The organism is Shigella dysenteriae, assembly GCF_022354085.1.
GTDB lineage: Bacteria > Pseudomonadota > Gammaproteobacteria > Enterobacterales > Enterobacteriaceae > Escherichia > Escherichia coli.
Map to the genome: position 1 here is coordinate 931059 of NZ_CP055055.1, position 22880 is coordinate 953938.

The 22880-nt window shown below is 47.6% G+C and carries 26 protein-coding genes, 1 tRNA gene and 1 pseudogene; 25 read left to right on the plus strand and 3 right to left on the minus strand.

Annotated elements, in window-relative coordinates; all coding sequences use genetic code 11:
• The first annotated feature begins 42 nt into the window (after window positions 1-42).
• The gene (crl, locus tag HUZ68_RS04435) at window positions 43-444 is read left to right on the plus strand and encodes a sigma factor-binding protein Crl (RefSeq protein ID WP_000174677.1); all 402 of its coding nucleotides are present in this window, start codon (window positions 43-45) and stop codon (window positions 442-444) included.
• A gap of 38 nt (window positions 445-482) precedes the next feature.
• Here crl and phoE read toward each other — a convergent pair whose 3' ends face one another.
• Window positions 483-1538 (minus strand): phosphoporin PhoE, encoded by a 1056-nt coding sequence (gene phoE / locus HUZ68_RS04440; protein ID WP_000749881.1) that lies wholly within the window; start codon window positions 1536-1538, stop codon window positions 483-485.
• A gap of 287 nt (window positions 1539-1825) precedes the next feature.
• On the opposite strand from phoE, the gene proB reads away from it, so the two are divergent.
• The 20 genes from proB to HUZ68_RS04540 all read left to right on the plus strand — a co-directional run bounded on the left by proB (window position 1826) and on the right by HUZ68_RS04540 (window position 15925).
• Complete coding sequence (gene proB / locus HUZ68_RS04445) at window positions 1826-2929, plus strand: glutamate 5-kinase (protein WP_001285288.1); 1104 nt, start codon at window positions 1826-1828, stop codon at window positions 2927-2929.
• Window positions 2930-2940: 11 nt separating this feature from the next.
• Window positions 2941-4194, plus strand: a complete 1254-nt coding sequence (gene proA / locus HUZ68_RS04450) for a glutamate-5-semialdehyde dehydrogenase (RefSeq protein ID WP_124056638.1) — start codon at window positions 2941-2943, stop codon at window positions 4192-4194.
• Window positions 4195-4308: 114 nt separating this feature from the next.
• Window positions 4309-4384, plus strand: a tRNA-Thr gene (locus HUZ68_RS04455).
• Window positions 4385-4549: 165 nt separating this feature from the next.
• Window positions 4550-5764 carry a tyrosine-type recombinase/integrase gene (locus HUZ68_RS04460; protein ID WP_016235909.1) on the plus strand — a complete coding sequence of 405 codons (1215 nt, stop codon included), beginning with the start codon at window positions 4550-4552 and terminating at the stop codon, window positions 5762-5764.
• 651 nt (window positions 5765-6415) lie between these two features.
• Entirely contained in the window at window positions 6416-6619 is a 204-nt protein-coding gene (locus HUZ68_RS04465) for a helix-turn-helix transcriptional regulator (RefSeq protein ID WP_000035054.1), read from the plus strand.
• Window positions 6619-7050 (plus strand): hypothetical protein, encoded by a 432-nt coding sequence (locus tag HUZ68_RS04470; RefSeq protein ID WP_047663122.1) that lies wholly within the window; start codon window positions 6619-6621, stop codon window positions 7048-7050. Before HUZ68_RS04465 ends, HUZ68_RS04470 begins: the two co-directional genes overlap by 1 nt.
• Window positions 7051-7062: 12 nt before the next feature.
• A complete protein-coding gene (locus tag HUZ68_RS04475) occupies window positions 7063-7896 on the plus strand; it encodes an antA/AntB antirepressor family protein (protein ID WP_239594044.1) in 834 nt (277 codons plus the stop codon).
• Window positions 7889-8071, plus strand: a complete 183-nt coding sequence (locus tag HUZ68_RS04480) for a DUF4222 domain-containing protein (RefSeq protein ID WP_001244025.1) — start codon at window positions 7889-7891, stop codon at window positions 8069-8071. Before HUZ68_RS04475 ends, HUZ68_RS04480 begins: the two co-directional genes overlap by 8 nt.
• Entirely contained in the window at window positions 8058-8969 is a 912-nt protein-coding gene (locus tag HUZ68_RS04485; RefSeq protein WP_106416725.1) for a host cell division inhibitor Icd-like protein, read from the plus strand. Before HUZ68_RS04480 ends, HUZ68_RS04485 begins: the two co-directional genes overlap by 14 nt.
• Entirely contained in the window at window positions 8962-9141 is a 180-nt protein-coding gene (locus HUZ68_RS04490) for a hypothetical protein (RefSeq protein WP_016244014.1), read from the plus strand. The genes HUZ68_RS04485 and HUZ68_RS04490 overlap by 8 nt, the downstream gene beginning before the upstream one ends.
• A complete protein-coding gene (locus HUZ68_RS04495; RefSeq protein ID WP_016244015.1) occupies window positions 9138-9401 on the plus strand; it encodes a hypothetical protein in 264 nt (87 codons plus the stop codon). Before HUZ68_RS04490 ends, HUZ68_RS04495 begins: the two co-directional genes overlap by 4 nt.
• The gene (locus HUZ68_RS04500; protein WP_040075116.1) at window positions 9398-10024 is read left to right on the plus strand and encodes a hypothetical protein; all 627 of its coding nucleotides are present in this window, start codon (window positions 9398-9400) and stop codon (window positions 10022-10024) included. Before HUZ68_RS04495 ends, HUZ68_RS04500 begins: the two co-directional genes overlap by 4 nt.
• Before the next feature lie 9 nt (window positions 10025-10033).
• Window positions 10034-10375 carry a hypothetical protein gene (locus HUZ68_RS04505; protein WP_096148178.1) on the plus strand — a complete coding sequence of 114 codons (342 nt, stop codon included), beginning with the start codon at window positions 10034-10036 and terminating at the stop codon, window positions 10373-10375.
• Window positions 10368-12809 (plus strand): phage/plasmid primase, P4 family, encoded by a 2442-nt coding sequence (locus HUZ68_RS04510; RefSeq protein WP_198869528.1) that lies wholly within the window; start codon window positions 10368-10370, stop codon window positions 12807-12809. The genes HUZ68_RS04505 and HUZ68_RS04510 overlap by 8 nt, the downstream gene beginning before the upstream one ends.
• A gap of 319 nt (window positions 12810-13128) precedes the next feature.
• The gene (locus HUZ68_RS04515) at window positions 13129-13410 is read left to right on the plus strand and encodes a hypothetical protein (RefSeq protein ID WP_061093184.1); all 282 of its coding nucleotides are present in this window, start codon (window positions 13129-13131) and stop codon (window positions 13408-13410) included.
• Window positions 13411-13602: 192 nt separating this feature from the next.
• A complete protein-coding gene (locus tag HUZ68_RS04520; RefSeq protein ID WP_061093185.1) occupies window positions 13603-13776 on the plus strand; it encodes a hypothetical protein in 174 nt (57 codons plus the stop codon).
• Window positions 13776-14447: a peptidase M41 family protein gene (locus HUZ68_RS04525; protein ID WP_239594045.1), complete on the plus strand. Its 672-nt coding sequence runs from the start codon at window positions 13776-13778 to the stop codon at window positions 14445-14447. The genes HUZ68_RS04520 and HUZ68_RS04525 overlap by 1 nt, the downstream gene beginning before the upstream one ends.
• A gap of 213 nt (window positions 14448-14660) precedes the next feature.
• On the plus strand, window positions 14661-14942 hold the full coding sequence (locus tag HUZ68_RS04530) for a PerC family transcriptional regulator (RefSeq protein ID WP_001565836.1): 282 nt from the start codon (window positions 14661-14663) through the stop codon (window positions 14940-14942).
• 134 nt (window positions 14943-15076) lie between these two features.
• A complete protein-coding gene (locus HUZ68_RS04535; RefSeq protein WP_000188903.1) occupies window positions 15077-15262 on the plus strand; it encodes a hypothetical protein in 186 nt (61 codons plus the stop codon).
• A 120-nt stretch (window positions 15263-15382) separates the two neighbouring features.
• Window positions 15383-15925, plus strand: coding sequence for a plasmid pRiA4b ORF-3 family protein (locus tag HUZ68_RS04540; protein WP_000284450.1), 543 nt, complete (start codon window positions 15383-15385; stop codon window positions 15923-15925).
• Here HUZ68_RS04540 and HUZ68_RS04545 read toward each other — a convergent pair.
• Window positions 15918-16277 carry a hypothetical protein gene (locus tag HUZ68_RS04545; protein WP_001405000.1) on the minus strand — a complete coding sequence of 120 codons (360 nt, stop codon included), beginning with the start codon at window positions 16275-16277 and terminating at the stop codon, window positions 15918-15920. The genes HUZ68_RS04540 and HUZ68_RS04545 overlap by 8 nt on opposite strands.
• Before the next feature lie 527 nt (window positions 16278-16804).
• On the opposite strand from HUZ68_RS04545, the gene HUZ68_RS04550 reads away from it, so the two are divergent.
• Complete coding sequence (locus HUZ68_RS04550; protein ID WP_047643993.1) at window positions 16805-17401, plus strand: hypothetical protein; 597 nt, start codon at window positions 16805-16807, stop codon at window positions 17399-17401.
• Between the two features lie 86 nt (window positions 17402-17487).
• On the opposite strand, the gene HUZ68_RS04555 is transcribed toward HUZ68_RS04550, so the two are convergent.
• The gene (locus HUZ68_RS04555) at window positions 17488-19125 is read right to left on the minus strand and encodes a hypothetical protein (RefSeq protein ID WP_039025855.1); all 1638 of its coding nucleotides are present in this window, start codon (window positions 19123-19125) and stop codon (window positions 17488-17490) included.
• A 691-nt stretch (window positions 19126-19816) separates the two neighbouring features.
• Here HUZ68_RS04555 and HUZ68_RS04560 point away from each other — a divergent pair.
• The 3 genes and pseudogenes from HUZ68_RS04560 (at window position 19817) to HUZ68_RS04570 (ending at window position 22059) form a co-directional block, all read left to right on the plus strand.
• Window positions 19817-20044 (plus strand): helix-turn-helix transcriptional regulator, encoded by a 228-nt coding sequence (locus tag HUZ68_RS04560; protein WP_039022145.1) that lies wholly within the window; start codon window positions 19817-19819, stop codon window positions 20042-20044.
• A 105-nt stretch (window positions 20045-20149) separates the two neighbouring features.
• Window positions 20150-20374: pseudogene (locus tag HUZ68_RS04565) on the plus strand (DUF3987 domain-containing protein); the annotation flags it as partial.
• Between the two features lie 251 nt (window positions 20375-20625).
• On the plus strand, window positions 20626-22059 hold the full coding sequence (locus tag HUZ68_RS04570; RefSeq protein ID WP_000335694.1) for a YfjI family protein: 1434 nt from the start codon (window positions 20626-20628) through the stop codon (window positions 22057-22059).
• Window positions 22060-22880 lie beyond the last annotated feature (821 nt).

A 22880-nucleotide genomic window follows, 5' to 3' on the forward strand; every position in this document is an offset into this window, starting at 1 on the left:
TGCCAATTTGGTAAAACAGTTGCATCACAACAGGAGATAGCAATGACGTTACCGAGTGGACACCCGAAGAGCAGATTGATCAAAAAATTTACCGCACTAGGCCCGTATATTCGTGAAGGTAAGTGCGAAGATAATCGATTCTTTTTCGATTGTCTGGCTGTATGCGTCAACGTGAAACCGGCACCGGAAGTGCGTGAGTTCTGGGGCTGGTGGATGGAGCTTGAAGCGCAGGAATCCCGTTTTACCTACAGTTACCAGTTTGGTCTGTTCGATAAAGCAGGCGACTGGAAGAGTGTTCCGGTAAAAGATACTGAAGTGGTTGAACGACTGGAGCACACCCTGCGTGAGTTTCACGAGAAGCTGCGTGAACTGCTGACGACGCTGAATCTGAAGCTGGAACCGGCGGATGATTTTCGTGACGAGCCGGTGAAGTTAACGGCGTGAGTGAAATGTGCCGGATGCATCACATCCGGCAATAATCATTAAAACTGATAGGTCATGCCAACCGCGACAATATCATCATTATTAATATTCAATTTGTTATCGCTATCCAGTTGGTTGATTTTATAATCAACAAACGCTGACATATTTTTGTTGAAATAATATGTAGCCCCGACATCGATATAATTGACCAGATCTTCATCACCGATACCTTCAATATCTTTCCCTTTCGATAAGACATAACCCAGCGATGGACGCAGACCAAAGTCAAACTGGTATTGAGCGACCGCTTCAAAGTTCTGTGTCTTATTGGCAAAGCCGCCAGTTATTGGCGTCATTTTGCGTGTTTCAGAATAAAAAGTTGCCAGATAAATATTATTGGCATCGTATTTCAGACCTGTAGCCCATGCTTCTGCACGCTTGCCTGTGCCACGGCTTTGCAGGTTCTGCTCGTTGGTGCGATCTGAGTTGGTATAGGCCCCACTAATGGCGAAATCGCTGCCGCCAAAGTCATATGTCAATGACGTGCCGAAGCCATCGCCGTTTTGCTTTTTAACGTCGCGGTTTTCGTTTTTCCCTTGATATTGCAGGGTTAAGTTCAGGCCATCGATAACGCCGAAGAAGTCGGTGTTCCGATACGTCGCCAGACCGCTGGCGCGTTTGGTCATAAAGTTGTCGGTCTGCGCCGAGGAGTCGCCACCAAATTCCGGGAACATATCGGTCCAGGCTTCCACGTCATACAACGCGCCCAGGTTACGACCATAATCGAAAGAACCCAAATCTTTATATTTCAACCCGGCAAAAGCGAGACGCGTTTTTTGCTGTGCAGTATCACTCTCTGCTTTATTACCGGCAAACTCTGCTTCCCAACGACCATAACCAGTCAGTTGATCGTTAATTTGTGTTTCGCCTTTAAAACCAAAACGGATATAACTCTGGTCGCCATCTTTACTGTCGTTATCACTCATATAATGCATGGCTTTAACTTTGCCATAGACATCCAGTTTATTACCGTCTTTGTTATATATTTCTGCGGCCTGTACGGATGCAGATGCCACAATGCCCATCACCACTAATGCCAGAGTGCTCTTTTTCATTTTCATTCCTGATTTTAATTAACGCGCGAATATTCAGCGGGAGAGCCCCGTTGAAAACAGGAAAGTTTTTAACCTGAGATTGTTAAAGATATATTACAGATTAATGATATTCTTAAAATGTGGTAATTTATTAAATCTGTAATAAAAGCGTAAACAACTGCCGCTAGGCTTGCTGATCCCGCGCAACAAAACGCCATGCTTTGCTCGCAGATGGTTGGCAACCGACGACAGTCCTGCTAAAACGTTCGTTTGATATCATTTTTCCTAAAATTGAATGGCAGAGAATCATGAGTGACAGCCAGACGCTGGTGGTAAAACTCGGCACCAGTGTGCTAACAGGCGGATCGCGCCGCCTGAACCGTGCCCATATCGTTGAACTTGTTCGCCAGTGCGCGCAGTTACATGCCGCCGGGCATCGGATTGTTATTGTGACGTCGGGCGCGATCGCCGCCGGACGTGAGCACCTGGGTTACCCGGAACTGCCAGCGACTATCGCCTCGAAACAACTGCTGGCGGCGGTAGGGCAGAGTCGACTGATTCAACTGTGGGAACAGCTGTTTTCGATTTATGGCATTCACGTCGGGCAAATGCTGCTGACCCGTGCTGATATGGAAGACCGTGAACGCTTCCTGAACGCCCGCGACACCCTGCGTGCGTTGCTCGATAACAATATCGTTCCGGTAATCAATGAGAACGATGCTGTCGCTACGGCAGAGATTAAAGTCGGCGATAACGACAACCTTTCTGCACTGGCGGCGATTCTGGCGGGTGCCGATAAACTGTTGTTACTGACCGATCAAAAAGGTTTGTATACCGCTGACCCGCGCAGTAATCCGCAGGCAGAATTGATTAAAGATGTTTACGGTATTGATGACGCACTGCGCGCGATTGCCGGTGACAGCGTTTCAGGCCTCGGAACTGGCGGCATGAGTACCAAATTGCAGGCCGCGGACGTGGCTTGCCGTGCGGGTATCGACACCATTATTGCCGCGGGCAGCAAGCCGGGCGTCATTGGTGATGTGATGGAAGGCATTTCCGTCGGTACGCTGTTCCATGCCCAGGCGACTCCGCTTGAAAACCGTAAACGCTGGATTTTCGGTGCGCCGCCGGCGGGTGAAATCACGGTAGATGAAGGGGCAACCGCCGCCATTCTTGAACGCGGCAGCTCCCTGTTGCCGAAAGGCATTAAAAGCGTGACTGGCAACTTCTCGCGTGGTGAAGTCATCCGCATTTGTAACCTCGAAGGTCGCGATATCGCCCACGGCGTCAGTCGTTACAACAGCGATGCATTACGCCGTATTGCCGGACACCACTCGCAAGAAATTGATGCAATACTGGGATATGAATACGGCCCGGTTGCCGTTCACCGTGATGACATGATTACCCGTTAAGGAGCTGGCCGATGCTGGAACAAATGGGCATTGCCGCGAAGCAAGCCTCGTATAAATTAGCGCAACTCTCCAGCCGCGAAAAAAATCGCGTGCTGGAAAAAATCGCCGATGAACTGGAAGCACAAAGCGAAATCATCCTCAACGCTAACGCCCAGGATGTTGCTGACGCGCGAGCCAATGGCCTTAGCGAAGCGATGCTTGACCGTCTGGCACTGACGCCCGCACGGCTGAAAGGCATTGCCGACGATGTGCGCCAGGTGTGTAACCTCGCCGATCCGGTGGGGCAGGTAATCGATGGCAGCGTACTGGACAGCGGCCTGCGTCTTGAGCGTCGTCGCGTACCGCTGGGGGTTATTGGCGTGATTTATGAAGCGCGCCCGAACGTGACGGTTGATGTCGCTTCGCTGTGCCTGAAAACCGGTAATGCGGTGATCCTGCGCGGTGGCAAAGAAACGTGTCGCACTAACGCTGCAACGGTGGCGGTGATTCAGGACGCCCTGAAATCCTGCGGCTTACCGGCGGGTGCCGTGCAGGCGATTGATAATCCTGACCGTGCGCTGGTCAGTGAAATGCTGCGTATGGATAAATACATCGACATGCTGATCCCGCGTGGTGGCGCTGGTTTGCATAAACTGTGCCGTGAACAGTCGACAATCCCGGTGATCACAGGTGGTATAGGCGTATGCCATATTTACGTTGATGAAAGTGTAGAGATCGCTGAAGCATTAAAAGTGATCGTCAACGCGAAAACTCAGCGTCCGAGCACATGTAATACGGTTGAAACGTTGCTGGTGAATAAAAACATCGCCGATAGCTTCCTGCCCGCATTAAGCAAACAAATGGCGGAAAGCGGCGTGACATTACACGCAGATGCAGCTGCACTGGCGCAGTTGCAGGCAGGCCCTGCGAAGGTGGTTGCTGTTAAAGCCGAAGAGTATGACGATGAGTTTCTGTCATTAGATTTGAACGTCAAAATCGTCAGCGATCTTGACGATGCCATCGCCCATATTCGTGAACACGGCACACAACACTCCGATGCGATCCTGACCCGCGATATGCGCAACGCCCAGCGTTTTGTTAACGAAGTGGATTCGTCCGCTGTTTACGTTAACGCCTCTACGCGTTTTACCGACGGCGGCCAGTTTGGTCTGGGTGCGGAAGTGGCGGTAAGCACACAAAAACTCCACGCGCGTGGCCCAATGGGGCTGGAAGCACTGACCACTTACAAGTGGATCGGCATTGGTGATTACACCATTCGTGCGTAAATAAAACCGGGTGATGCAAAAGTAGCCATTTGATTCACAAGGCCATTGACGCATCGCCCGGTTAGTTTTAACCTTGTCCACCGTGATTCACGTTCGTGAACATGTCCTTTCAGGGCCGATATAGCTCAGTTGGTAGAGCAGCGCATTCGTAATGCGAAGGTCGTAGGTTCGACTCCTATTATCGGCACCATTCAAACATCTCCCCAAGTCTACTAAAGTCTTTCAAAACCCCTTATAATCCGCGTATTAAAGCCCCGTTCGTCTTTTGACGTCTACTAAAGTCCCTCAAAATCTACGGTCAGATGGGGGTACTTATGGGGGTATTTGCTGTTCGGTTTAGTGGAGGTACCCCCAAGTGAAACTCAATGCCCGTCAAATAGACACAGCCAAGCCAAAAGAGAAGGCTTACAAGCTGGCCGATGGTGGCGGTTTGTATCTCTTGGTAAAACCTAATGGAGGTAAATACTGGCGACTTAAATATCGTGTAGCTGGTAAAGAGAAGCTATTGGCACTAGGTGTGTATCCTGAGGTTACTCTAGCCGATGCTCGGGCAAAACGTGAAGATGCGAAAAGAGGTATCGCTGGTGGTATCGATCCGATGGAAGCGAAACGAGAGGAAAAGATTGCCCGGGAAACGCAGTTAAACAACACCTTCAAAGATATTGCCCTTGAGTGGCACAGCAGCAAATTAAAAAAATGGTCTGCTGGTTATGCTTCAGACATCCTCGAAGCCTTCAACAAAGATGTGTTCCCTTACATTGGCAAAAAAACCATCGCCGAAATCAAACCACTTGAACTTCTGAATGTGCTGCGTCGCATCGAGGGGCGCGGTGCTACAGAAAAAGCCAAAAAAGTGAGGCAACGGTGCGGGGAAGTTTTCCGCTATGCAATAGTCACTGGTCGCGCAGAGTATAACCCTGCACCAGACCTTACTAGCGCGATGCAAGGTCATGAATCTAATCATTACCCTTTCCTTACAGCCAAAGAATTACCTGATTTTTTCAAGGCATTGTCCAGTTACTCAGGAAGCGCATTGGTTGTTATGGCGGCTCGTCTACTGATTATCACCGGCTTGCGGACTGGCGAACTACGTGGCGCATTATGGGATGAAATTGATTTCAACAAGGCTATCTGGGAGATACCCGCTTCACGTATGAAAATGCGGCGGCCTCATATTGTGCCATTGTCTGAGCAGGCTCTTTCGCTTATTGGGAAGATTAGAGAAATAACAGGCAATTACCCTCTTATGTTTCCCGGGCGCAATGATCCAAGGAAAACAATGAGCGAGGCCAGCATAAACCAAGTGTTTAAGCGCATTGGCTACGCTGGACGTGTAACTGGTCATGGGTTCCGGCACACTATGAGTACGATTTTGCATGAGCAGGGCTATAACACTGCGTGGATAGAAACGCAGCTCGCTCACGTTGATAAGAACTCAATTCGTGGCACATACAACCATGCGCAATATCTGGATGGAAGGCGGGAGATGCTTCAATGGTATGCCGACTATATGGATTCTCTCGAGCATGGCGGAAATGTGGTGCATATGGTGTTTGAAAAACACGCATGAAACAACTGGACAAGTATACAGAGGTTTACTAAAGTATAAGGGAGTAGATTGATAAAAACTCACAGAGGATTGCTATTTAACAGTTAGCCATGGAGAAGGGCAATTGCTCTTTTAACAACGAAGATGGAATCTTCTACGCAGCTGAAAAGCTGGATGCTCTTTAACAGCCTTTGGTGCTTTCCTGATGCAGGAAAGAATAGGGATACATGCACCTTTACAATGCATGTAATGATTCATCCATGAGGCTGCGGAGCGCTGACAAAGCGCAATTGCTCTTTAACATTGATGTGGGCGGGATGGTTCGTCCCGCAGTGACCGATAGATTTCTATCGGGAAACATACAATGATTCAAATATGAATCTACGGCGCTGACAAAGCGCAATTGCTCTCTTGCCTGCCCACCATGCCCTGAAAAAGGGCGTTCTTTAAAACTACTGGATGTCACGCCTAATAGCGTGATCCTGCCGAAATGCAGGGTAGCTCTACCCTTGTGGAGCAAACAAACCAAAACAATCTGACTATCTTTTATAAAAGACCGCAATATGTTTTTCATATTGTGGTCTTTGGTGTATTCGACATTTGACGCAAATAAAACTCTCGCCATTCGTTGCAGGAGGGGGTTATTGCGTCATTAGTACAGGATATTAATAAATGGCTAATTACAATTCATTAATTCGTCTCTCTGAAGTTCAAAGGCGAACTGGTTATAGCAAAGCATGGATTTATCGTCTTATTAGTCAGGGGAGGTTCCCTAAACAGGTAAAAATTGGAAGTCGGGCAATTGCTTTTGTTGAGTCTGAAATAGATGAATGGATTGAGAAGTGTATATTAGAATCTAGAGACGAGGTGGCCTGATGGAAAAGAAAAACCGCCCATTACAGGCGGCTAACTCAGATATTCGCACGTCTGATATTACGCCGACCACCAGCCCGGTACAAGTACCTAGGCGTACCCCAAAGAAACACCGCGCCCGCGTCTATATGCTGCGTACTGGTATAGAGGGATGGACAGAAAACGATATTCTGCGTTATTGCCGCCTTTCGTCTGGAAGGAACTACGCCAGCGAGTTAGAGCGCAGGCTTGATATTCAGCTTGAGCGTATAGACGAAAAGAACCCCGACGGGATAGGGTCACATTTACGCTATCGCTTTACCGGGCGCGGTGACGTTCTAAAAGTTATTCGGCTTGTGAACCATAACGCCGACGCTGGCGGCTATCAGGGACTTTCTCAGCCTGAAATTGCCGACATTCTCAATCTATACCCGGACAATCTCACCGCCGCCTAACGGAGACTGAAAATGAACATCGAAAAAAGCAGATTAATTTCTGAGGCCGCCCCTCATCTGAACGCCTATCAGGGCACAATTAACGGTAATGAATTTGCCGCAATTGTCCCGGTTATTCCTGGTCATATCGGTGGGCGTGAAACCAATATTGTTAGCGCAAAAGCGTTACACAAAGCGTTGGGCGTGGGAAAAGACTTCTCTACATGGATCACTGATCGCATCTCTGAATATGACTTCACCATTGGGCACGATTACTCAGTCCATAAAACTATTTCCCCAAATTTGGGGAGAAGCCCGAATGGCGCGGCTTACAGCAAGATTAAGCACTCTGGCAGACCCGGCAAAGACTATCTGTTAAGTGTCGGAATGGCGAAAGAACTGGCAATGATCGAACGCACCGAACAGGGCCGCGCTATCCGCCGTTATTTCATCCAGTGCGAGGAAGAATTACAGCGTAGCGTGCCTGAAATCGCCGCCCGCTATCGTCGCCAGCTAAAAGCCCGTATCAGTGCCGCAAACAACTTTAAGCCGATGTGCGATGCGCTGAATATGGCCCGTGCCGAGCTGGGTAAAACGACGCAGCAGCGCCACTACAGCAACGAGAGCAACATGATCGCCCGTATCGTGCTGGGTGGCATGACGGCGAAGCAGTGGGCGCAGGCAAATGGCATTACTGGCGAACCACGGGACAGCATGAACGCAGCACAGCTTGAACACCTCGCCTATCTCGAAAGCACCAATATCACGTTAATTGATATGGGCATGGAATATGAGCAGCGCAAAGGAGAACTCACCCGCCTGTCGCAACGCTGGCTCGCTAAACGTCTGGAGGTAAACCATGCGTAACCATAATCCGATGCCGGGAAGCCGTTACAAGGACAGTCACGGGGCTGTAGTGACCGTACAGCGCGTCGAGCATAACCGAGTGACCTTTTACCGCGAGGGCTATCAGTCGCCATGTGTTCAGCCTTTGGAGAGATTCGTTAATGAGTTCGTGGAGGTGCGCCGTGATACTGAATGAACCTGCCGCCCAGAAAGAAGCCTTTAATCTGGCTAGCCTGTTAACAAATGTTAACCCTTACAACCTTATAAAACCAAAGGTCGCGAACGGCTGCCTGTTATCAATTGTTATGGTTAATGACTTAGCAAAACTTAGCCTGAACCTCACAAAACCTGACATCCACGCACGGGGAATGACGACAAATGATGACATTTTAAACCAAGAAATAATCACCTCTAAAAAGCTGATTGTGGGGAATAAATTCCCCCTGCTGGCTGGTGGTATGAACTGGATTGCTACCGTTGTGAACCGTTCCACATCGACTTTCGCGACAAATACGCGTGCGCTGGAAGATTTATTAGGGGTCGTTACGCGAGAAGGTGAGTATTCGGAGTCCATAAAAAAGGGCTTGCCGACTATCGCCAACCCGGTTTATGGTTATAGCGCACCAGCAAAATCTGGTGCCGGGATTGGCGTCCTGATAATGTTACAGGCGACACATGACGCGCCGAGCGTCTTTTTTTGTGTCCTCGCATCTGCACACCTCTTTCCCAGCGATATGGCTATAGCCCATATTGCTCAAAAAGTAATGGTGGGCTGGATGGGGGCGGAGCGATCCGCGCCGGTTTCCTGTAACGCCGGTTACGCCAACCCTGTTCAGCTCACCACCAGTGAAATTGGCGTTTCCGGTGGTGGGAATAAATCCCAGTTACAGGAGGCTGCCATAATGGCTACTACCCCTACCCAAAAACCGCAATTTATCTGGATTATCGCAGCAGTTCGCCGCGATATGCCGACAATTACCGCCAAAATTCACCATATCGCCGCAGAGACTGAGCAGGAAGCCCGCCGCATTCTGGCGCGGGATCACGTTTGCTTTTTTGCCGGACGTATTCGCACAGGGGGCGCACATGCTTAATTACTTCCGTGTTGCAGGATGCGCCACCGCCCGGAGCGGCGAATTAGTCGAGTTCGTTTATATCGTTGACGCCCGCAGCGCGATCAGCGCCAAAGCTGAGGCGCTAAATCAGGCCAGAAATGAACGCCTTTCCCACATCCAGATTACCCGCATTCGTGAGGTGGCAGCATGAACATAAATACCATCTACCGCCACCCGGCAGAGCTGGAAGCCGAAGCGATGCTATCTCGCAAAGAATCATACCCGGATGATTTTACGCTGGCAGACCGAACAGCAGAACGCATGACCCGCGCCCGCAATGGGCTGGCTCACGTTATGACCGATTTATTACCACTCCTCGAAGTTGAGCAAGCAGCCATCGCGTATTGCTGGCTGAGTAAAGTCCTGACGATTGTCGATATAGCCAGAATTGATGCGGAGGGCAGCGCATGAGCAACGCACCGACCATTAAATCGGGAAATGCCGACTTATTACACGCCGAAGCCACACCGCACGGCGTCAATATCATGACCCGCAATGATGCCGGGGGATATGAGCAGGTTGCTCTTATCAGCTACGAGAGCGCCGTGAACGGCCTTGACGCCGGAGAGTACGACGATAAGCCAGATATCGGATACGCCATTCATTTTGCCGTTGCTGATGGCGGGGCGCGTGGCTGGTTCGACTTCACCGCGCAGCATAACGTCACTATGTGGCGCTGGCTGATTGCTGCGACGTTCATTTCTGAGATGAAGCGCGAAAACGGCACAACCACGGTAACTGAGTCTGACGGCACTTCATCGCAGGTGGCGATTTACTCCAATGGCACGGCGGGGATTGTGGTTTACCCGTTCGCGGAACGTCTGGCGATGGCTAACAACATGGAGGGCGCAATGGTTGAGCGCTACGGCATTGAGCAGGGAACAGCGAACGCCATTGTTTTTTATCAGGCCATGATCGACACGGAGCGCGGCGAGTTGACCCCGTTCGGGCGTGAAACGCTTGCTGAACTTCACAACAGCTTTATAGCTGAACTGGATGAAAACGGCTGGCCTGAAATGCCGCTGCCGCACTGAGGGGGCGACATGATTACTAAAAATTTCCGACTGAATGCGCTGGCGAATAAATATGCGTCGGCACTGTATAACCACATTACCTCCACCAGCGGCGGTGACTATTTCATGGTTGATGCGGACGGCCTCGCCGTCCGTGTGGAAATCGTCAATGGAGTAAAAGGCGTTCGCAGCCTGATCGATAGCTACACACTGGCAGCCATGAAAGTGTCCTACCTGCAGTGGGAAACCGTGGGGGTCGAGCTTCTTGAGCGTTGCGTCACTAAGGACGGATTGACTGACGTCGGGCGCGAGATATGGCAAAGCATGGTTAAAGACATGGGCGCGACCGTGGCAGGAGGCAATCATGCGTAATATCGACCTTATCCGCGAAGTGACCAGTGCCGCCGCCGGGCGCTGGCCTTATGTGCTGGCTGGATTGTCTATCGACGTGCCTGATTCATCGCGCCGCCATTCTCCATGCCCTGCATGTGGTGGAAAAGACCGTTTCAGATTCGACGACAACGGGCGCGGTAGCTTTATCTGCAACCAGTGTGGCGCTGGTGACGGGCTGGATTTAATCAAGCGGGTTAACAACTGCGACACTACGGAGGCGGCACAGCTTGCCGCTGACGTGCTGGGTATTGATTACCGGGCAGCGCAAACCGACCCGGTGGCAGCGAGCCATAGAAGAGAGCAACTGGAAGCTGACCGCCAGCAGCGTGAGCAGGAGCGCCAGAAACAGGCAGCAGAGGACGCAGAGCAGCGAAGGGCTACGTTTGCCCATCTGTATGCCGGAATGCGCCAGAGTGCCACACAGGGCGAATCTGATTACCTGCAATCAAAAGGGCTGACCGGGTTTAACTATCCGGTTATGCCGGATGGTTCGTTATTGCTGGAGCTGGTGGACGAATCCGGCGCAGTGGCAGCAGCGCAAACCATTACACCGCAGGGAGAGAAGCGACTTCTGACAGGTTCAGCAAAGCGCGGGGCATATCACGCCGTAAACGCACCAGAACAGCCGCAGAGCGTATTAATTGCCGAGGGGCTGGCGACGGCCCTGTCCGTTCACCTGATGCGCCCGGACGCGCTTACAGTGGCGGCAATTGACGCCGGGAACCTGATCCACGTTGCCGGAGTAATGCGCCGGAAACACCCGCAGTCGCAAATTATCATTGCCGCAGATAACGACCACCAGCAGGACGAACAGGCGAACACGGGCAAAGATGCCGCAGAGAAAGCCGCCTTATCCGTGGCTGGCTGGGTGGCGCTGCCGCCGACAGACTACAAAGCCGACTGGGACGACTACCGCCAGCAAAACGGGCTGGAAGTCGCTACGGCTGCGTTTAACGATTCGATGTACCAGATTCAGGGGGAAGCCGTGAAACCACAACTACAGGCCATTGCGGGCGGTAAATCCCGCCGTAAAGCCGAAGTCGGAGATATTGCACAAATGGCAGCCAGCCAGAAAGCGCGGTTGCTTTCATCTCGATGGGATATGTTGGCGGTTAACCCTGATAGTGGCACTGTTTACTGCTACGAATCTGGCGTATGGGTGAAGCTACCAGACAGCGAATTAGAAAGGGTTATGGTGGCAATTTTCGACGAGCACGAAGCCCACTACACCGAAAAGGGGATTAAATCGGTTGTCGCAACCATGAAGCTGCAAATACCGGTAATTGGTGAGCGGAGCGGGGATCTGATTGGTTTTGATAACGGCGTTTATGACCTCGCTACGCAGACGTTTTCCGCCCATTCGCCGGGTAACTGGCTGATGAACCACAATGGGATCACCTACACCCCGCCAGCGCCGGGGGAAAATATTACCACCAGCGCCCCCAATTTTACCCGTTGGCTGAATCATGCAACGGCTGGCGACCATCATAAGGCCGAGCGTATCAAAGCAGCCTTGTTTATGGTGCTGGCGAAGCGTCACGACTGGCAGCTATTCATTGAGATAACTGGCGAGGGCGGCAGTGGGAAATCCGTATTCAGCAGCATAGCAACCACGCTGGCAGGTGAACACAACACCGCCAGCGGTAGCATGTTGACGCTGGACACCGCACGGGGACGGGCGCAGTTCGTAGGGAAAAGCCTGATTATTATGCCTGACCAGACCCGCTACGTTGGAGAGGGTGCGGGGATTAAAGCCATTACGGGCGGCGATCCGGTAGAGATTGATGGGAAATATGAAAAGCAGTTCACAACCGTGATAAATGCCGTTGTTATGGCAACCAACAACGAGCCGATGACATTCACGGAGCGAAACGGGGGCATTGCCCGCCGCCGCGTGATATTCCCGTTTAATAACCCGGTATCAGACGCAGACAAAGACCCGGATTTAACCGCAAAAATCAGGCGAGAAATCCCGGTGATTATCCGCCACCTGCTAACCACCTTTGCCGACCAGAACAAAGCAAAGGCACTATTACTAGAGCAGCGCGATTCGCAGGAGGCGCTAGAGGTTAAACGCGGCACAGATCCGGTTGTCGATATGTGTGCGGCGCTTTTTTTCATGAACGAACCCAAAGGCATGATGATGGGCGGAGGTACATGGGCAGGCCAGCCAGAGCCGAGGACATATCTTTATCATCTTTATCTGGCGTTTATGGAGTATCACGGCCTGGGTAAACCGCTTTCCGTCAATAAGTTTTCACGCGCCATAAAATCAGCAGCAAAAGAGTACCGAGCCAGCTACCTGACGAGAAGCATTAACGGCAGAGCGCAAACCAACGTTGGCTATAACGAGAAGGCTGAGGAGTTCATGCCACGCGCTTACGGCGTGGAGAGCGGGCAGAGTGATGATTGAAACTTTTACGGCGGCACTTATCCCTACTGCCCTACTAAAAACGAGACGAGGCCAGACGTAGCAAGGCTTTAAACTAGGTAGGGATATATATTTTTATCCCTACTTATCCCTACTTATCCCTACCAAATAAAACAGGCAGTAAAATGCCGTTGAAGTGATTTAGTAGGGATAAGTAGGGTTATGTAGGGCAACAAAATTGAATGCCTACCAGTCTGAAAGCCTTGCCATTCGTGGCCTGAGCCAGTTAGTAGGGATTGGTAGGGATATTACACCCCCAAAAAGATTCTATGGGGGGGGTAGCTTATAACGAAGGTGGGCAATGAATACAGAAACCAGCCAGAAAATGACCTATCAGGAGCGTGAAGCATTGAAGGGGTTTACTGACAAACGCGCATTACAGGGCGACACCCAAAGCCTGCAAATGACCTTGAGGATGATCGCCCACTGGATGAGGCAGCCAGCAGAAATTGGATTTACAGAATATGCAACACACTGGACGGCGGCACAGGCCGGACGTGATGACGGGAATCACTCGACCGCAGCAATGGCGGAGCAGTGGCCTTTAAGGGAAGAAATGAAAAGCGCCTGCCGTGAAGAGTAATGCGACACCATAAATATAGTTTTTAGAGCCCATAAAAAACTTGTCAAAACTTGACACACAGAACGATGCCACCAGCTACTGAGCGGTGGCATTTTTTTGTGCTATTTGTTTCATATTTTGCAATTACGGTGATAAATATTGCTATTTGTGAAACTATAATAACTGTTGTTTTATACAGTTCTAAGGGGCGTTATGGCTATTTCAGCAAAGCCGGTATTGATAAGTGAGAAGCAAATGGAAGCGATAAAGAAAATTCAGGAGGAGCAGCGTAAAAAATCAGAGGTAGGAGTTGCGCCAACGATCCACGAAATTGCTCGGGGATTAATGGATAAGGCGCTGGCCTCACTGGCAAGCGAGGGCGCGTAATGGGCGCCATTCACCAGATATATGAGCATGAAATGTTCTATAACTGGATAGGTGATGGTAAACGATGTGTAGCATTCCACGAAGCGGGACATGCAGTAGCTGCATGGCTTATTCGCTTAGATATACAGGTTATCGCCGTTATGGATGAATACGGTTACGTTGCTGGCGAACATGTACATGAGGCCAAGTGTTTGGGCGTTGTTAAACACAGCATAATTCACAGCCACGATCTCGGGCGTTTGCGGGATAGTAAATCTGGTGTAGTTGAGCAGAATGGTAAAGTTATCCCTTTCATACGTTACTATGCGGATGGTATAAAGCGCGATGCAAAAAAGGCCGCTTTTGTATCCCTCGCCGGACCAGTAAGCGAAGCCCTTTACGAAAACAACGATATTTTCAACAAAAAGTATTCGCTACCTCATCGCTATGACATGGCTAACGTAAATGACATGCTCGATTTAATCTGCGCTACAGATAAGCAAATTAACAGGGAGTTAATGCTTTCTAAACTCGTTGAAAAGACCAAAGCCCTCATGGCTCAATACTGGTATGAAGTAGAAAAAATAGCGCATTTGCTTGAACGGGATAGCATTGTGAATGGTCGAAATGTTAGCTCGTTAATTGGCATCAACGTCATAGACCGGGCAACGCCATTTTTGCTGGTGGAATAACTCCCGACCAAACTCATTCGATGATTCATTTCTCCACGGGTAAGCTATGCCGGTAGACCTAACTCCGCAGTATTACCGGAATCAGCCAGGCTACAGGCACACAGGAGGCCACGCAACACAATCCGCGCCGGGATGGGAGTCATATAATACCCCTGATGATTTTGACCAACGCCCACCATTCGACGATGAAACGCCATTCTGAGGGAGATAAACATGGTAAACGACAGTAAAGCCGAGGATCTGGAAGCAAAAGGGCTGTACCGACGCGCCGCAGCGCGATGGATGGAAGTCATGCTGTTATGCACCGAGGACGATGATCGGGAATGGATAAAGCGCCGCCGTGAAACGTGTCTGGAGAACGTGAAGCGCCCGCCCGTGAAGGTTGAGGACTTTGGCGACCTGCATAAAGCTGTTACCGAAACGCAACACCGCATGGGGATAGCGCAACCGAACGGTAACGCCTTCCGGTTAAATGGCGGCAAGAGGCAAAGGTAGACCACCAGCGGGGAGGGGGTAGTCAAATCTCTACAGCCCTGACTGTCCGGGACTGCCCGCCCCATCGTTTTTTCATACCCGCGAAAAATGAAATTTAATCCGGGCGTGTTTCATCCTTCCAGAGGGTATGACGTATGACACCACGCGAAATAGCCTTATTGACCATCGCCAAACTTGAGCACGGAGGCCACCAGCTTACACAGGCAGATCAACGGGAGATAGAACGCTCAGTTAATGCCGATATAGCCCGGCGCGACAGGTTCCGCGAAATGATGCGAGCACCTGCCTACCAGTGGAAGAAGCCAGCGCCGCGCAGGTAGATATGGGATTATTCCACATGTAACTTATGCGTATTAAGAAAATTTCCTTTATTCACCTTTACAGAATTGTGAGTACGTCAGTATCGTTATCCTTCCGATTCGCATTTATTCAGGATTTGCATGTACCAGCTAAAGATAACCATCCGAGACAGCAAACCACCTATATGGCGGCGTGTGCTGGTTCCAGAGCAAATCCCCTTTAGTAAACTTCATGCCGTGATCCAGTTAGCTTTTGGCTGGAATGACGAACACCTGTATATGTTCGAGAAAGGGCGTAAAGGTGATCCAGGTAGCGAGTATCGCGTATGGGGTGAGGATGAAAGCATGGGTAACGCGGCAATCACGCCACTATGGGCGGCGCTCCAGAATGAGGGTGACAAGCTGGTTTACACGTATGACTTTGGCGACTGGTGGGATTGCGTCATTGTGCTGGAGAAGCAAACACACGATACGAGTAATCAGCCCATTAGCTGCCTGCGTGGGAAAGGCACCACCCCGGCGGAAAACTCAGGCGGCTTGCATGGTTACAATGAATTGCTATTACAGGCCAGAGAGTCTGATAATCCTGAGCAGGCCGAGATCCACAATTTCCTGATGCTGGATATTGAACGCCGGGTTTACGACCTGAGCCGCATCAACGACAGATTGCAGGCTATTAACTGACCCGCATGTATTCACCTGATATTGCGTTATCAGCGCCGCCAGTATCGCGCATAACAGCACAATGACCGGGTAAACCGTAACGCACGACCGTTGCGTTAGTCTCACCGCCGCGCCGTATCTGGCGCGATTCATACACTGTCACCCGCTCAAGCAGTCCACCAGCAACCATGCTTTCCAGTGTGCGCCGGGTTGATTCGAGCTGGTGACGCTTATCGAACGACACCATGCCATGAAGCAGGTAGGCCACACCCGACACATCGAACGGCGGCGCACCAATCTCACCAGTCACCCATTCGAGGTTATCCGGTTCAAAGTAGCTAAGTATCTCTTTTTTGCGGCTGGTCATTCTCATGGCTGGCTGATTCCTTATTGTGGGATAGCACTATCATACAATAAGTGGGTTAAAGGGAGAGCGTTACCGCCTGATATGCTGTATGAATAACAACCAAATTTCAGGGGCGGAAAAAGATATGGGGGTACTTTTGGGGGTATCTATAAAAAATGAACAATAAAAAAGGCAACAAAAACAAAGGTTATCGCCTATGTGTATTGTTCCTATTATCGCACCATTTAAATCAATAAGTTAGATAAGTGTGTGCCTAGATTTTCTTGCAGTTTGTCATTTGGGTACACACAGGGGACACAAAGCACAAAAGTGTGTACATTTGGTTTTGGTGTCCTCGTGTTTACTTCTTACCGTTGATATAAATTCACTTTCTTGTTGACAAAAATTGTAAGCATGTCGAATGGCAATGTAGACATCGCTATTAGTTGTTTGGCAAGGTATTTATTGAGTGTAAACATAAAAACTTTATCAATATATGCTCAGACTGATGAGGTCAGTATTGATACTGATGTTTTCAAATTTTAGGCCATAAAATGGCTGTCATTCCAATGTCTTACTCCCCTGCTACTGTAGCTCGTCGTTTTTCGATACTGGATGGAGTAACTATTCAGGGTGTGCTTTACCAGATCATCTGGGATCCAAAGACTCCGTTCGCTGCGGTAATCGAAGCTGCACCTTCTGTTATTGATGGTGATATTCGCCATAAGGTTGTTGCCACTCTGGAGCTTCAGCGTCGTTCACAGCTTGAAGGGGTGTTTGTCCGGAAATTCTGGGAAGAACAGGACGTTGCTCAGATTGAAGGGATTGTTGTCGATGGCGCTGTACGTGATGTTAGCCTTGCTACGTTTGTTTATGAAACAATAGCCACAAAAGCAGGCGTTATACTATTAAGTGATAACGAGCAATATGAAGGAGGTAAAGCCCTCTGGCAGCATATAGCGCGTCGTTCAACGAATTTTAAGGTGTTTATCTTAGATACAGATTCCGCACGGTATTATTCGTTTGATGGTGATCGGATCTGCTATGATGGGGAAAGTATTCCTGAATCAGAAATCTGGAGTGAACATCCTGATCGAAACAAACACGGTGTTGTTCTTGTGGCCGAATCTGTTAATGGAAAAGCCGCATAATTTGCCGATTGCCTCGTGTTCCTGGAGCTCCGGCAACCTGAAGCAGAACAAACAGGGGATAACCGGGATGTTATCCCATCTGTGATCTACTGCCCGGTCAGGCATTTTCCCCATAAAGGGCGAATCACATCTCTATCTTCACTGTAGGGAAATCTTTTATTTTTTTTCTTCTGTTCCAACAGGAATGCGTCGATTTCGTTATTGATAATCTCCTTAACAGTGCGGCGATAACGGTTTAGCGACGTATCACTTATATTTGTCTTTGACAGGCGTAAACTGGTATCGGCTTTGATGTCTTCATTTATGCCATCTTTAACTTTTCGTTTTGGACTATCCGGAATCCCTTCATGCAGATCATAGGCTTTCAGCCCTACAAGTCGTACGGCAACGTCAATCTTCTCTGTTCGTTTTTGTTTATGACTTTCTAACAAAACTTTATTTTTTTCATACCATTTTTGAAATGTTTCCAGCCGCTTCTCATTATCTTTACTTAGCTCCAGAAGAGAATGAAATTCAAAATTATCTGTTATATTAATTTCACTCTCTGATGCCGGAGGTTTTATTCCTGGAAACTCTGTCTCATTCTGGGATGATTTCTTGTATTTCTCCTGCAGACAATGACAAAGATAAATTACAGCATCCTGAAGGGTATTAGTGTGAATCAACCTCAGAAGTTCATCACGTTGTATGGTTATCTGGCAATAATCCTTTTCCCATGCAGTTGTATGCCCGGTTTCTGTATCTTTATCCGGAGTAACTGTTGCGAATTTCCATGTATATCGGATAAAATCTGTTGGTTTAAAATACTTCATGGTTTTGTTGAACCAGTCAATGATTTCATTGGCATAAAGACGGACGTATTCATCGTATATTGACTCAATTTCATACCAGTTGGCGACCCGACACAAATTATTCACGAATTCTGTACGTCCTGTTTTCAACAGTTGTTCTTTCCGTCTGATTACATCCCCGGTATTTTGCTCCGGACAATCTTTGAATATTTTATGTTCCTCTTTAAAGGGGGATAGCCATTCTGGAAGGTCTGTATTATTTTTCTTGTAGAATCCGTTAACTGTTATACCAATAACTCTGGCAAGTATTGCTGATTCATCAATTTCATGATATTGATTCAGGTGTGCCAGTAACTCTGAGGTGCAGGAGTGTGCAACAGACAGATCCTGATGGCAATACCCCTGTCGGGTTTCTGCTGGAATTGGTGAACTCCAGGCCTTACATTCAGTCAGAATATTAAATAAATCATCTCCTACAAACTTTGCCAGTTCAGGTGTTTTCCAGGTTCTCGGTCCTGGGCTGATAAAGGTTGATGTTGTCTGTACCTCTTGCATCGCCCCCCAGGTTTTCAGACTGATATTTCCTTCATCAAAACCATTGTATAAATGGCACATCACATTAAGCGCATCTGTAAGAGCAGAAGGAGTGGGTTGGGGGGAGGTAGACTCTTCAATAGTAAGCTTTGGTTCTTCAGCGCTTCTTTGTTCTCTAAAGATTCTCAGGAGCTCTGTATTGGCACGTAATGCAGAGAGTACTCTGTGCTGTTCTTCAAACCAGGGGCGATATTCTGGATCCTGATATAGTTGACGTGCTTTAAAAATGAGCAAAAGGATTTGTTCGGAAACCGCCTCGTATATGCCAGGGAATGGGTGGAGTTCGCCGGATAAAACACGATCATACTGATACTTTTGTTGCATTGTCCGAGTTACCATGATGTCAGAAGTTTCTGCTTGCTACATATTGGTCCGCTGTCAGACAGAATCGATGTTGTCCACTGAAATGAAACGTCAATCCTGAGCCAGCCGCTGATTACGTGGATAGCTTGTGTACATTTGTTTATATCCTGAGATTTTATACATTATTTACGATAATTTTCTCCTGATTGTGATTGTCTCCGTCAGTTACCTCTGCGTCTTCTGTATAAGCGTATTTGCTTCATTTTCCGATCATTCGTAGCCTGCTTCTGTCTGTTCAGCAACAGATTGTCTTTTCCTCCGCTTGTTGTAGCTTATTTTTGTGATGATTATCACAAATTAGATGGAAATATTTCACCTTCCTGCGGCTCCTCTATGCCTTGTTTGAATTTTACATGGATTTATTTATATATCCCAACCTAATTTTAGTCAACAAAAATCGTCATAATGGATTTTTAATATTAATCTTTTGTTTTTATTGGTCGTGGCTTGTTTTTATTTGGTTCCATATGTCTTTATTTTTTCTGTTAAAAGCCATTTTAACATTGTAATTTAGTATTTTGACCTATAAAAATCATAGTATTACATTTTATTTGCAAGGCGTTGACTGGATGAATGATAGTGACTTTCACTCATTGTTTATCCGGGAAACTTAGTCATTTCATGCTCATGCCGGAAATAAAAAGTATTGATATATCAGGAGGGTAGTATGTGGCTTCCATTAACAGATGAACAGCGTCTGGTCATTTTGAAAGCTTATGGGATTGAATGCGACAGACTGGTACGTGAAAAGGAACGATATGAGATCACGTCAATTTCTCGTACACAAGCGTGGAAACTTGAACGGGAGGGAAAATTTCCACCACGTAAGTCTATCGGAAAGAAATCTTGCGGATGGTTGTTAAGTGACCTTCTTTGCTGGATACAGACCAGATGAACTGTCTGTATTTTCAGTATATCCAGTCTGTATAGCAGCTATTGTTGCTATTGTAGCGGAAATAGCTGCTATAACCGAAAGTTATTACGAAAAAAGGAAATATTTATGTCTTACATCAAACCGGATACTCCGTATCCAGTATATGCGCAACCATCAATGACTGGAAATGCAATAATTGAAACTCAACACAATGAAAAAGCATCTCTGGCTATGACTACCACATCATTATTAACAGCGATGTCAATTGCCTGTCAGAATCAGATTGACGTGTGCAACCCCGGGAATTTACGTGGGCCTGTTAATATTTACACTATGGTTCTGGCTGATTCCTGAGAAAGGAAAAAGACCGGGGGGAAGGTGTTAGTGAAATAATTTTAGGAGGTGTTAAGAATGAGAAACATGAATGATATTTCGTGGTAAATAACACAGTATGAACTGAATTAACCTTATCGGTTTATTAAACATCAGATCTACAGATATTCTGTATTTCTCAGAACATTAGGTCTGAACAGCAGCTATTTCGCTATTATAGCGGGAGTTGCTGCTACTTTACTAACCCATTAATGAAAAGAGAGGCTTTTATGTGCTTACTTGCACCAGAAAATCCTTATCCGATATATGCACTACCACCGCTGGTGAGAAATGCAATAATTGAAACTCAAAAAAATACACAGGCACCTTTGGCTATGGTGGCGACATCCGCATTAACAGCGTTCTCAAGTGCCTGTCAGAATCAGATTGACGTGTGCAGACCTGGAAATTTACGTGGGCCTGTTAATCTTTACTCTCTGATTCTGGCTGATTCCGGTGAAAGGAAAACGACCGTGGATAAAGTGTTTATGAAAGCATTTTATCTCAGGGATGAAGCCCTGGCGGAAGAATACGCGAAACTGGTTGAGAATTACAGTACAGAAAAGGAAATATGGGAGCAAAAGCAAAAAGCACTGGAGTCAAAATTGCATAAAGAAATTCGCGCCGGTAAAGATTGTAAGGCAACAGAGTCAGAGCTTAAAAGACATCTGAATAAATGTCCTGTTCCGCCGCAGATACGCCGGACAATTTTCAATGAGACAACGATAGAGGGAATGTTAAAATATTATTCCGACAGCAATCGCTCTTTTGCTCTTGTATCCAGTGAAGGAGGAATAATTTTTGATGGCCGGGCAATGAGTAAACTTGGAATACTTAACTCTTTGTGGGATGGTGGTTCTCTTTTCATCGACAGGAAATCATCTCCCGGAATTATTTTGAAGGATCCAAGACTGACGGTATCGGTGATGATTCAGCCTGATGTTTACCAGAAAGGTTTTTGTACGCGAAAAAAAGAACTTGTGAAAACGTCAGGACATCATGCAAGGTTTTTGATGTGTCAACCAACATCAACGCAGGGGACAAGGATAATAACCGGAGATAATTATTCATCACAGTATCAGGATTTGTTTGAACAGAGGATCAATGAGCTTATTGATGAAAATCTGGCGATGAGTGGTGAACGACGTTGCCTTCACTTTTCTCCTCAGGCTGCCAGAATCTGGACGGATTATTACAACGATGTGGAATCGAAGCTGGGGGGATTGGGGCCTTTAAGACATTGCCGGGAATATGCTGCTAAAAATGCAGAGTATATGGCAAGACTGGCAGGACTTATTCACCATTCGAGCGGTGAAGAGGGGGACATTTCCCCTTACACTGCAGAAATGGCGAGAGAATTAGCAATATGGTACGGTAATGAGTATGTGCGGTTGTCTAATCCGTTAACTTTTGACAACCCTGCCCTGACCGTACCTGTGCGACTCATTCCAGAGGAGCTTGAACTTTTCAACTGGATAAAAAGCTATTGCATTGAGAAGGGGATCCCCTGTATGAAAAAAAATGATATTTTACAGCGTGGTCCGAACCGTTTCCGGAAAAAGGATAAAATCAACTGGTTACTGGATTTACTGTATGAACAAAACAGAGTTGTACCGGTTATTGAGGGAAAAACGTTGTGTGTCGCACCTAACTTTGACCTCTGAACGACTTAATCGTTGACTAACATATAGTCTCCTCTGCTACTTGCGGAGGAGACTAATGCCTTTACCATGTCAGCGTTGTATTAGAAAACTCTGGTACAGGTCAGTCAGTAAATATAACTGGTGTAACCACTATTTACTATTGGATATCCTGTTGCTCAGGATATTGTCGGCTTTAGTCTGAGATGAGGTGGGGCCTTCATTGTTTTCGTATTCAATAAATAATTTAGGTTAATTAGTATTATTAATGGGAGTTATGGTATTGTGTGGTGGTATCTGTGGTATAACTTATCTCTTTTTATCGTAATGTCTCCCCATATACTAACTACAGTGTGGTGGTGTATGTGGTGTAAATTATGTTACTACACTCATAGCGTAATATTGAGAAAATTAATCCATAGAATGTATGTCTGGTTCGTATTTAACACTGGTTAGGTACCAGAACTCTATTAGAGTGTAGTGTCTTTAGTTCGTACGTCATAGCTCCGTTACAGTTTATAAGTATGGGTAAATATAATTTTTTCTGTATGGAATAATCTTCTTATGGTGTGTGGGGTATCAATAGCGGTGTTGCCTGTGGCTATTCGATAGCTGACTTTTGTGAAGATCAGATTACTTCCTGTAAGTGATTGAATGGTGCTTTCTTAAATTCAATTATATTGAGGTGTGTTTTTGCCATTGTAATTATTACTGGTCCTCTGTTTAAGAGAGCCTCACTGTATTCTGAAGTATTACCTTGTTACAGCGATGCGGTAATACAAAACAGTTTTATCAGGGTGTCTGTGCTGCTGGTTTACTTCGTTTATTAATGCCGTGCTACGGCG

Coding starts and splice junctions, on each gene's coding strand:
- crl (WP_000174677.1), top strand. CDS start 43: ATGACGTTACCGAGTGGACACCCGAAGAGCAGATTGATCAAAAAATTT.
- phoE (WP_000749881.1), bottom strand. CDS start 1,538: ATGAAAAAGAGCACTCTGGCATTAGTGGTGATGGGCATTGTGGCATCT.
- proB (WP_001285288.1), top strand. CDS start 1,826: ATGAGTGACAGCCAGACGCTGGTGGTAAAACTCGGCACCAGTGTGCTA.
- proA (WP_124056638.1), top strand. CDS start 2,941: ATGCTGGAACAAATGGGCATTGCCGCGAAGCAAGCCTCGTATAAATTA.
- HUZ68_RS04465 (WP_000035054.1), top strand. CDS start 6,416: ATGGCTAATTACAATTCATTAATTCGTCTCTCTGAAGTTCAAAGGCGA.
- HUZ68_RS04470 (WP_047663122.1), top strand. CDS start 6,619: ATGGAAAAGAAAAACCGCCCATTACAGGCGGCTAACTCAGATATTCGC.
- HUZ68_RS04475 (WP_239594044.1), top strand. CDS start 7,063: ATGAACATCGAAAAAAGCAGATTAATTTCTGAGGCCGCCCCTCATCTG.
- HUZ68_RS04480 (WP_001244025.1), top strand. CDS start 7,889: ATGCGTAACCATAATCCGATGCCGGGAAGCCGTTACAAGGACAGTCAC.
- HUZ68_RS04490 (WP_016244014.1), top strand. CDS start 8,962: ATGCTTAATTACTTCCGTGTTGCAGGATGCGCCACCGCCCGGAGCGGC.
- HUZ68_RS04495 (WP_016244015.1), top strand. CDS start 9,138: ATGAACATAAATACCATCTACCGCCACCCGGCAGAGCTGGAAGCCGAA.
- HUZ68_RS04500 (WP_040075116.1), top strand. CDS start 9,398: ATGAGCAACGCACCGACCATTAAATCGGGAAATGCCGACTTATTACAC.
- HUZ68_RS04505 (WP_096148178.1), top strand. CDS start 10,034: ATGATTACTAAAAATTTCCGACTGAATGCGCTGGCGAATAAATATGCG.
- HUZ68_RS04510 (WP_198869528.1), top strand. CDS start 10,368: ATGCGTAATATCGACCTTATCCGCGAAGTGACCAGTGCCGCCGCCGGG.
- HUZ68_RS04515 (WP_061093184.1), top strand. CDS start 13,129: ATGAATACAGAAACCAGCCAGAAAATGACCTATCAGGAGCGTGAAGCA.
- HUZ68_RS04520 (WP_061093185.1), top strand. CDS start 13,603: ATGGCTATTTCAGCAAAGCCGGTATTGATAAGTGAGAAGCAAATGGAA.
- HUZ68_RS04525 (WP_239594045.1), top strand. CDS start 13,776: ATGGGCGCCATTCACCAGATATATGAGCATGAAATGTTCTATAACTGG.
- HUZ68_RS04530 (WP_001565836.1), top strand. CDS start 14,661: ATGGTAAACGACAGTAAAGCCGAGGATCTGGAAGCAAAAGGGCTGTAC.
- HUZ68_RS04535 (WP_000188903.1), top strand. CDS start 15,077: ATGACACCACGCGAAATAGCCTTATTGACCATCGCCAAACTTGAGCAC.
- HUZ68_RS04540 (WP_000284450.1), top strand. CDS start 15,383: ATGTACCAGCTAAAGATAACCATCCGAGACAGCAAACCACCTATATGG.
- HUZ68_RS04545 (WP_001405000.1), bottom strand. CDS start 16,277: ATGAGAATGACCAGCCGCAAAAAAGAGATACTTAGCTACTTTGAACCG.
- HUZ68_RS04550 (WP_047643993.1), top strand. CDS start 16,805: ATGGCTGTCATTCCAATGTCTTACTCCCCTGCTACTGTAGCTCGTCGT.
- HUZ68_RS04555 (WP_039025855.1), bottom strand. CDS start 19,125: ATGGTAACTCGGACAATGCAACAAAAGTATCAGTATGATCGTGTTTTA.
- HUZ68_RS04560 (WP_039022145.1), top strand. CDS start 19,817: ATGTGGCTTCCATTAACAGATGAACAGCGTCTGGTCATTTTGAAAGCT.
- HUZ68_RS04570 (WP_000335694.1), top strand. CDS start 20,626: ATGTGCTTACTTGCACCAGAAAATCCTTATCCGATATATGCACTACCA.